The 7976-nt window shown below is 73.6% G+C and carries 8 protein-coding genes; 4 read left to right on the forward strand and 4 right to left on the reverse strand.

Features of this window, described 5'->3' with window-relative positions:
- Both CCN56_RS30155 and CCN56_RS30160 read left to right on the forward strand, forming a co-directional pair.
- On the forward strand, window positions 1-1300 hold a 1300-nt coding region (locus tag CCN56_RS30155; RefSeq protein ID WP_086831109.1), incomplete at its 5' end, for a glutamate--tRNA ligase.
- A 595-nt stretch (window positions 1301-1895) separates the two neighbouring features.
- Window positions 1896-2894, forward strand: a complete 999-nt coding sequence (locus tag CCN56_RS30160) for a TAXI family TRAP transporter solute-binding subunit (protein WP_086831110.1) — start codon at window positions 1896-1898, stop codon at window positions 2892-2894.
- A 9-nt stretch (window positions 2895-2903) separates the two neighbouring features.
- Here CCN56_RS30160 and CCN56_RS30165 read toward each other — a convergent pair whose 3' ends face one another.
- Both CCN56_RS30165 and CCN56_RS30170 read right to left on the reverse strand, forming a co-directional pair.
- A complete protein-coding gene (locus CCN56_RS30165; protein WP_086831111.1) occupies window positions 2904-3857 on the reverse strand; it encodes an IS481 family transposase in 954 nt (317 codons plus the stop codon).
- 173 nt (window positions 3858-4030) lie between these two features.
- Entirely contained in the window at window positions 4031-4477 is a 447-nt protein-coding gene (locus CCN56_RS30170) for a MarR family winged helix-turn-helix transcriptional regulator (protein ID WP_086831112.1), read from the reverse strand.
- A gap of 59 nt (window positions 4478-4536) precedes the next feature.
- Here CCN56_RS30170 and CCN56_RS30175 point away from each other — a divergent pair, with 59 nt between their 5' ends.
- Together CCN56_RS30175 and CCN56_RS30180 are read left to right on the forward strand one after the other, a co-directional pair.
- Window positions 4537-4887, forward strand: coding sequence for a hypothetical protein (locus CCN56_RS30175; protein ID WP_143664666.1), 351 nt, complete (start codon window positions 4537-4539; stop codon window positions 4885-4887).
- Complete coding sequence (locus tag CCN56_RS30180; protein ID WP_256962244.1) at window positions 4884-5177, forward strand: YrdB family protein; 294 nt, start codon at window positions 4884-4886, stop codon at window positions 5175-5177. The genes CCN56_RS30175 and CCN56_RS30180 overlap by 4 nt, the downstream gene beginning before the upstream one ends.
- Before the next feature lie 29 nt (window positions 5178-5206).
- Here CCN56_RS30180 and CCN56_RS30185 read toward each other — a convergent pair whose 3' ends face one another.
- Window positions 5207-6424, reverse strand: a complete 1218-nt coding sequence (locus CCN56_RS30185; RefSeq protein WP_086831114.1) for a lipid-transfer protein — start codon at window positions 6422-6424, stop codon at window positions 5207-5209.
- Window positions 6425-6438: 14 nt separating this feature from the next.
- The coding region (locus tag CCN56_RS30190; RefSeq protein WP_086831115.1) for an acyl-CoA dehydrogenase family protein at window positions 6439-7976 on the reverse strand (1538 nt) is incomplete at its 5' end.

The following is a 7976-nucleotide window of genomic DNA, read 5'->3' on the forward strand; positions in this document are numbered from 1 at the left end:
CCCGTACCTCCAGTCGGAGCGCCGGGAGATCTACCTCAGCCATGTCCGCGAGCTTCTGAGACGCGACCGCGCGTACCCCTGCTTCTGCGGCAAGGAGCTGCTCGCCCGGAGCGCGGAGGAGCAGCGTGCGGGCCGCTCGCCGCTCGGCTACTACGGGCGCTGGGCGCCGTGCCGGACGCTCGCGCCGGAGGAGGCCGCGCGTCGGCTCGCGGCGGGCGAGCCGTACGTGGTGCGGTTCCGCTGCCCGTACGAGTTCCCCGGCCGGGTCCGGTTCACGGACCGCATCCGGGCCTCGGTCACCATGCAGGACAACGGCAACGACATCGTCCTCCTGAAGTCCTCACAGGAGGAACTCCCCCTGCCCACCTACCACTTCGCGCACGTCGTGGACGACCACCTGATGCGGGTGACGCTGGTGGTGCGCGGCGAGGAGTGGCTCTCCTCGACCCCGGTCCATCTGCAGCTGCACGCGGCGCTGGGCTTCGAGCCGCCCGCGTACGCGCACCTCGCCCCGCTCATGAAGGCCGAGGGGCCCTCGCGCCGCAAGCTCAGCAAGCGCAAGGACCCCGAGGCGTCGGTGGACTACTACCTGTCCGCCGGCTATCCCCCGGCCGCCGTCCAGCACTATCTGCGGGGCCTCGCCAACATCCGGCTCATGGACGTCCCCACCGCCGAGGCGCTCGCCGCCGACGTCCGGCTCGACGGCATGCGCCCCTCGGGCCCTCTGCTCGACCTGCCCAAACTGCACTCCCTGAGCCGGGAGTTCATCGCCTCGCTCACCCCGGGCGAGCTGTACGCGCAGCTCCTCGCCTGGGCGGAGGAGTACGACCCGGAGCTCGCCTCCGTCCTCGCTCGCCACGAGGAGCTCGCCCTGGCGGCCGTGGCCACGGGCCGGCCGGAGGGCGCGCCCGCCCGCAAGGACCTGGAGCGCTGGTCCTGCTTCCGCGACCGGTACGGCTTCTTCTTCGCGGAGCTCTTCGGCCCGGCACCGGCGCCCGGGGACGACCGCTACGGCGGCCTCGCCCCGGAGCTCGTGCGGCGGATCGCCGCCGACTTCGCCGCCGTCTCCCCCGACGAGTGGTACGCGAAGCTCGGCGACATCGCCGGGCGCCACGGCTTCGCCCCGGACACGAGCACCTGGCGCGGGGATCCGGACCGCTGGGCGGGACCGCCGCGCGTCGTCGCGAACGTGGCCCGGGTCGCGCTCACGGGCGCCACCCGCAGCCCGGACCTCTTCGCCGTGGCCCGGGCTCTGGGCCGGGACGAGGTGGTGCGCCGCCTCACCGCCGTGGCGGGGTGAGGCGGCACTGCGGGCCGACCGGGTCGACGGGCGCGGGACGGCGGGACGACGTCACGCTTCGGGTCGGGCGGCTCGGGAGGGGACGCCAGGGGCGGACAGGGGACTGTCCTCAAGATCACCGAGCGCGCTCCGACGCTAACCGCCGGGGCCCCGGCACCCCGGCGCGACACACGGCGCGGGGCGCACCGACGGGCCCGCTCACCACTTCGGCGGAGCGCACTCGGGGTCGTACGGACCGGCCCGCCGGTCCCCCGGGCGCACCGATCCGCACGACGGCCGCCCCGGAGCCCCGCGGGCCGACCGACGGGCCCGAAGCCCCGCGTGTCCGACCGCGGCCCACCGGCGGGCCCGAAGCACCGCGGACCCGACCGCGGCCCACCGACGGAGCCCGAAGCCCCGCGCACACACCCGCACGGGCCGGACCAGCCCTCACCATCGGGCCACGCGGCTCCTCGTACCTGGTCGCGGCGCCCCTCGTACCGGGCCCGCGGAGCCCCTCGCGCCGGGCCGCACGACCCCTTCGTACCGGCCCCGGCCAGGCTCCCCGCACCGTCGATCCTGGCCAGACACGCCGGCCACCTGGCAGGATCGCTGCATGTTCGCCTCGCTCTCCCGTGCCGCCCGCCGCCGTCTCCTGGCGGTCTCGGCGGCGCTGCTCGCGCTGTGCGGGGTGCTCGTGTGGTGGCTGGTCCCCTTCGGCTCCCCCGCCCCGAGCGGCTCGGTCACCTTCAGTACGGGTGTCCCCACCGGCGTCTACCAGCAGTACGGGGAGCTCCTCAAGAACGCCCTGGCGCAGGACCTGCCCGAGGTGTCGATAAAGCTCAAGGCCAGCGAGGGCTCCCAGCAGAACCTGGCCCGGGTGGCGACCGGCGAGGCCGACTTCACGGTCGCGACGGCCGACGCGGTGGCCCAGTACCAGCGCGAGCGCAGGCCCGGCTTCGAGCGGCTGCGCGGCTGCGCACGGCTCTACGACGACTACGTCCAGCTCGTCGTGCGCAAGGGCTCCTCGCTGCAGAAGGTCCGGGACCTGCGTGGCCTGCGGGTCGGCGTGGGCCAGGACGGGTCCGGCGTACGGCTGATCGCCGACCGGGTGCTCGCGGCGGCCGGCCTGGCCCCCACCCGGGACATCCGACCGGTCTCGGCGGGCATCGACACGATGCCGAGGCTCCTGGAGCGCGGCGAGCTCGACGCCTTCTTCTGGTCCGGCGGACTGCCCACCCAGGCGGTGCAGACGCTGTCCGAGCGCTTCCCGATCCGGCTGATCCCGCTGGACGCGAAGCTGGTCGACCGGCTGCACGACGTCGGCGATTCGACCCGGTACTACCGGTCGGCGGTGATCCCCGCGGACGCGTACGACAAGGCGCAGGACGGACAGCCGGTCGAGACCCTGGCGGTGGCGAACCTGCTGGTCACCACGGTGGACGCGAACGAGGACCTGGTGGAGGGCTTCACCCGTACGGTGATCAGGAGCAGGGACGGGATCGGCCGCCAGGTCCACCCGGCCCAGCTGGTGGACCTGCGGACGGCGGTGTACACCGAGCCCCTGAAGCTCCACGACGGCGCGCGGCGCTACTACCGGTCGGTGAAGCCCTGACGACAGGGCCTAGGTGTATTGACCCGCAGCGTTGTTGACGCGGGTGATGGGCGGGTGTCCGTCGAGTGCGGTGTGGCAGCGGTGGTGGTTGTAGGTGTGGAGGAAGTCTGCCAGGGCCGCTGTCCGCTCGGTGTTCGAGGTGTAGGGCCGCAGGTAGGCCCACTCGTCGAGGAGGGTGCGGTTGAAGCGTTCGACCTTGCCGTTGGTCTGCGGCCGGTAGGCCCGGGTCAGCTTGCCGGTCGCGCCGAGCTCGGCGAGGGCGTTCTTCCAGGCCAGGCCCTTGCGGTAGGCCCAGGCGTTGTCGGTCAGGACCCGCTCGATGCGGTCGATGCCCTGGGCCTGGAAGAACGCGGCCGCGCGGGTCAGGAAGGCCGCGCAGGTCGCGACCTTCTCGTCCGGGTGGATCTCGCTGTAGGCGAGTCGGGAGTGGTCGTCGACGGCGGAGTGGACGTAGTCGAAGCCCATGCCGCGGATCGGGCGGCCGGCCTGGCGGCCGTTGGTCCTGTGGCCGCCGCCGTCGGGGATCCGGCCGAGCTTCTTCACGTCCACGTGGATCAGCTCGCCGGGGCGCTCACGCTCGTAACGGCGGATCACGACTCCGGTCGGCCGGTCGAGCCAGGCCAGCCGGTTCAGCCGGTGGCGGGTCAGGATCCGGTGCACGGTCGATGCGGGCAGGCCCAGGATCGGGCCGATCCGGGCCGGGCCGAGCTTGCGGGTCCGCCGCAGCTCGCAGACCCGCTCTTCCATCGCGGAGGCGGTCCGGTGCGGGGTGGTGTGAGGCCGGCTCGACCGGTCGTGCAGTCCCGCCTCGCCCTCGGTCCGCCACCGGCGGATCCATTTGTGGGCGGTGGCCCGGGAGATCCCCATCTCGGCCGCCGCATGAGCGACCGGACGGCCTGAGCAGACACGTTCGACCAGCAGTCTCCTACCGAAGACGGTCAGCCGGGCATTACGGTGGGGCACGAAGACCTCCGTGCGGTGAGTTCCTAGACAGCTCCCACCACACCGGAGGTCTTCGCCATGTTCAAGACCAAACCAGTGTCAACAACGCTCGTGATCAATACACCTAGGACCTGCGGCTCGGTCCTGGTGCGGATCCCGCCCCTCGGTCCCGGCGCGGGGCCCGCCGCCCGGCTCTAGCGCGGGACCTGCTGCTCACCGAGGGCGCTGAGGCCGCGGGTCAGGGCGGCGCGCTGCACGTCGCTGAGCCCGGCGGTCAGTTCGGCGTCCGCCTCCTCGGCGGCTTCCGCGCAGCGGGCGAGGAGGAGGCGGCCCTCGGTGGTGAGGGTGAGGACCTGGCGACGGCGGTCCTCGGGGTCGCGGACGCGTTCGACCGCGCCGAGCTCCTGGAGCTGGTCGGCGAGGGCCACGATCAGGCTGGGCGCGACGCCGAGGCGGGTGGCCAACTCCTGCTGGGAGGCCCCGGATCCGGCGTCGAGGGCGGCGAGGAGCCCGGCGTGCTTGGGCTTGAGTCCGATCGCCTCGACCCGGGCGGCGAAGCGGTCGGAGGCCAGGGCGCCGAGGGTGCCCAGGTTGAAGACCAGTGTGGCGCGCAATGCGGCTGCTCCCTTGACATCGTTCATGCCCAGAATGATACCGTCACCATATCGTTCACAGCTCGAATGATTCAGGGGGAGATGAAATGGATGTTCTGCCGGCGGCCAATGGGCTGGCCGCACTGGCCAGTGCGGGATCGAGCGTGGCCGGGGTGTTCAGGCCCGGCCTCGCGCTGCCCGACGGGGAGCCGGTCACCACCGGGACTCAGGTGTACGTCCAGGCCTACGCGGCACGGGCGGTCCCCCTGGGCCTTGCCACCGCGGCGGCGATGTGGACGGGCGACACGGCGGTGGCCCGGTCGATGCTGCTGGTGTCGGGCGTGGCGCAGGTGGCGGACTCGGCGATCGGGTTCCGGCTGCGCAACCTCGGCATGGGCCTCGGCGCCGGCGCGTTCGCGGTCCTGCACCTGGCCTCCGCCTGGTGGGTGGCCCGGTGAGCGGCGTGACGGCGGTCGACGTGGCGGCGTTCGGGGTGGAGCTGGCGGTGTACACGGCGGCCGGCTGGTGGGCGTGGACCAGACCGGGCCGACGCGCGGTGCGACTGTCGGTCGCAGTGTCGGCGGTGACCGGACTCGCCTTCCTGTGGGGGCAGTTCGCGGCCCCGACGGCCGGCCACCCGCTGCACGGGGCGGCGCGGGCGGCGTTCGAGATCTGCTGGTTCGGCGCGGGCGCGGTGGCCGCGTTCCGCGCGTACACCGCGAGGTCGCGCCAGGGGCGCCCGGCCTGAACGGCAGGGCGCCCCTGGATTCCAGGGCCCTACGCCTTCCGCAGCAGCGTCACCACCGCGGCCCCGCCCAGGCCGATGTTGTGGGCGAGCCCGACCCGCGCCCCCGCGACCTGCCGGGCCCCCGCCTCGCCGCGCAGCTGCCAGACCAGTTCGGCGGCCTGGGCGAGGCCGGTCGCGCCGAGCGGGTGGCCCTTGGAGATGAGGCCGCCGGAGGGGTTCACGACCCAGCGCCCGCCGTACGTGGTGGCGCCGGACTCGACGAGCTTGCCGGAGGCGCCCTCCTCGCACATGCCGAGCGCCTCGTAGGTGAGCAGCTCGTTGACGGAGAAGCAGTCGTGGAGCTCGACGACGTCGACGTCCTCGATGCCGAGCCCTGAGCGTTCGTACGCGAGGCGGGCGGCGGCCCGGGACATCGGGCGGCCGACGGCGTCGATGCAGGACCCGGAGGCGAAGGACTCCCCGGTGTCGGTGGTCATCGCCTGCCCGGCGATCTCCACGGCCCGCCCCCGCAGCCCGTGTTCGTCGACGAAGCGCTCGGAGACGACGACGACGGCGGCCGCGCCGTCGGAGGTGGGCGAGCACTGGAGCTTGGTGAGCGGCCGGTGGACGGTCTTCGCGGCGAGGATCTCGTCGACCGTGTAGACGTCCTGGAACTGGGCGTTGGGGTTGTTCACGGAGTGCTGGTGGTTCTTGGCGCCGACGGCGGCGAGCTGCACCTCGGTCGTCCCGTACCGCTCCATGTGCTCGCGGGCGGCGTTGCCGAAGATCTGGGCGGTCGGCGGGGACATCTCGAAGCCGTGGGCGGCGGCCATGATGCCGTAGTGCCGGGCGACGGGAGAGGTCTTGCCCCCGACATCAGCGGCTCCGCCGCGGGCCCCGGCGCCGGACCCGCCCCCCAGCGCGCCCCGGGCCATCTTCTCGAAGCCGAGGGCGAGGACGCAGTCGGCGATGCCGCCCTCGACGAACTGCCGGGCGGTCATGAGGGCGGTGGAGCCGGTGGCGCAGTTGTTGTTGAGGTTGTAGACGGGGATGCCGGTGAGCCCGAGTTCGTACACGGCGCGCTGTCCTGCGGTGGAGGCCTGGAAGCAGTAGCCGACGGCGGCCTGCTCCACGCGCGCGTAGGGGACGCCGGCGTCGGTGAGGGCGGCGGTGCCGGCCTCCTTCGCCATGTCCCAGTACTGCCAGTCCCGGGTCTCCGGCTTCTCGAACTTCGTCATGCCGACGCCGACGACATACGCCTTGCCCATTTCCGAGTTCCCCCTCAGTCCTTCGGGAGGCCGAGCAGGCGCTCGGCGACGACATTGAGCTGTACCTGGGTGGTGCCGCCCGCGATGGTGAGGCAGCGGGACATGAGCAGGCCGTGGACGGCCCGTTCGCCGGGGCCCTCGCGCACGGCGCCCTCGGGGCCGCGGAGTTCGAGGGTGAGTTCGGCGAGTTTCTGCTGGTGGAGGGTCTGGACGAGTTTGCGGACGCTGGCGCCCGCGCCGGGTTCGAGGCCGGACACCTGGAGCAGGGTGGTGCGAAGACCGATGCACGCGAGCGCGTGCGCCTCGGCGAGCAGGGCTCCGATCCGTACGCGTACGGAGCTGTCGACCCGGTCGGCCTGGGCGATGACGGCTTCGAGGCCGGTGTCGAAGGCGACCTGGTCGGCCATGTGGACGCGTTCGTTGCCGAGGGTGTTGCGGGCGACCCGCCAGCCGTCGTTCACCTCGCCGACGACGGCGTCGGCGGGCAGGAGAGCGTCGTCGAACCAGACCTCGTTGAAGAGGGAGTCCCCGGTGATCTCCTTGAGCGGCCGGATGTCGATGCCGGGGGTGTTCTTCATGTCGACGAGGAAGTAGGTGAGCCCCTGGTGCTTGGGGGCGGTGGGGTCGGTGCGGGCGAGCAGGATGCCGTGGTGGGCCCACTGGGCGGCGCTCGTCCACACCTTCTGCCCGTTGATCCGCCAGCGCCCGTCCTCCGTCCGCTCCGCGCGCGTGCGGAGGGAGGCGAGGTCGGAGCCGGCGCCGGGCTCGGAGAAGAGCTGGCACCAGAGGCGCTCGCCGCGCAGGGTCGGGGCGAGGTGCTCGGCCTGCTGCTCGGGGGTGCCGTGGGCGAGGAGCGAGGGGACGACCCAGGTGGCGATGCCGAGCCCGGAGAGGCTGATCCCGGCCTCGTCGAGCTCCCGTTGGACGGCGAGCTGCTGGAGGGGGCCCGCGCCGAGCCCGTACGGCTCCGGGAGGTGCGGGGCGGCGTAGCCGGTGGGGGCGAGGGCGCGCCGGGCGGCGGCCGGGTCGAGCCCGGCGGCGGGGGCGACGGCCTCGCGGGCCGCGCGGCGGTACGCGTCGGCCTCGGGCGGCAGGTCGAGGCGGAGGCCGCGCCGGACGCCGGCGGCGGCGTGCCGGAGGGCGGCGAGCCGGTGGTGGTCGCCGGTGCCGAGGAGCTGGCGGGCGACGAGGGCGCGGCGCAGCAGCAGGTGGGCGTCGTGCTCCCAGGTGAAGCCGGTGCCGCCGAGGATCTGGATGCAGTCCTTGGCGCAGGTGTAGGCGGTGTCGAGGGCGGTGGCTGCGGCGAGCGCGGCGGTGAGGGAGCGGACTCCCTCCTGGCTGTCCTGGGCGGCGCGGGCGGCGTCCCAGGTGAGGGCGCGGGCCTGTTCGAGCCGGACGAGCATGTCGGCGCAGAGGTGTTTGACGCCCTGGAACTGTCCGATGGGCCGGCCGAACTGCTCGCGGGTGCGGGCGTGTTCGGCGGCGGTCTCGACGGCGCGGGCGGCGGTGCCGCAGGCGTCGGCGGCGAAGAGGACGGCGGCGAGGTCGTGGA

Source organism: Streptomyces sp. NRRL B-24572 (assembly GCF_002156145.1).
In the GTDB taxonomy this organism is placed as follows: Bacteria; Actinomycetota; Actinomycetes; order Streptomycetales; family Streptomycetaceae; genus Streptomyces; species Streptomyces vietnamensis.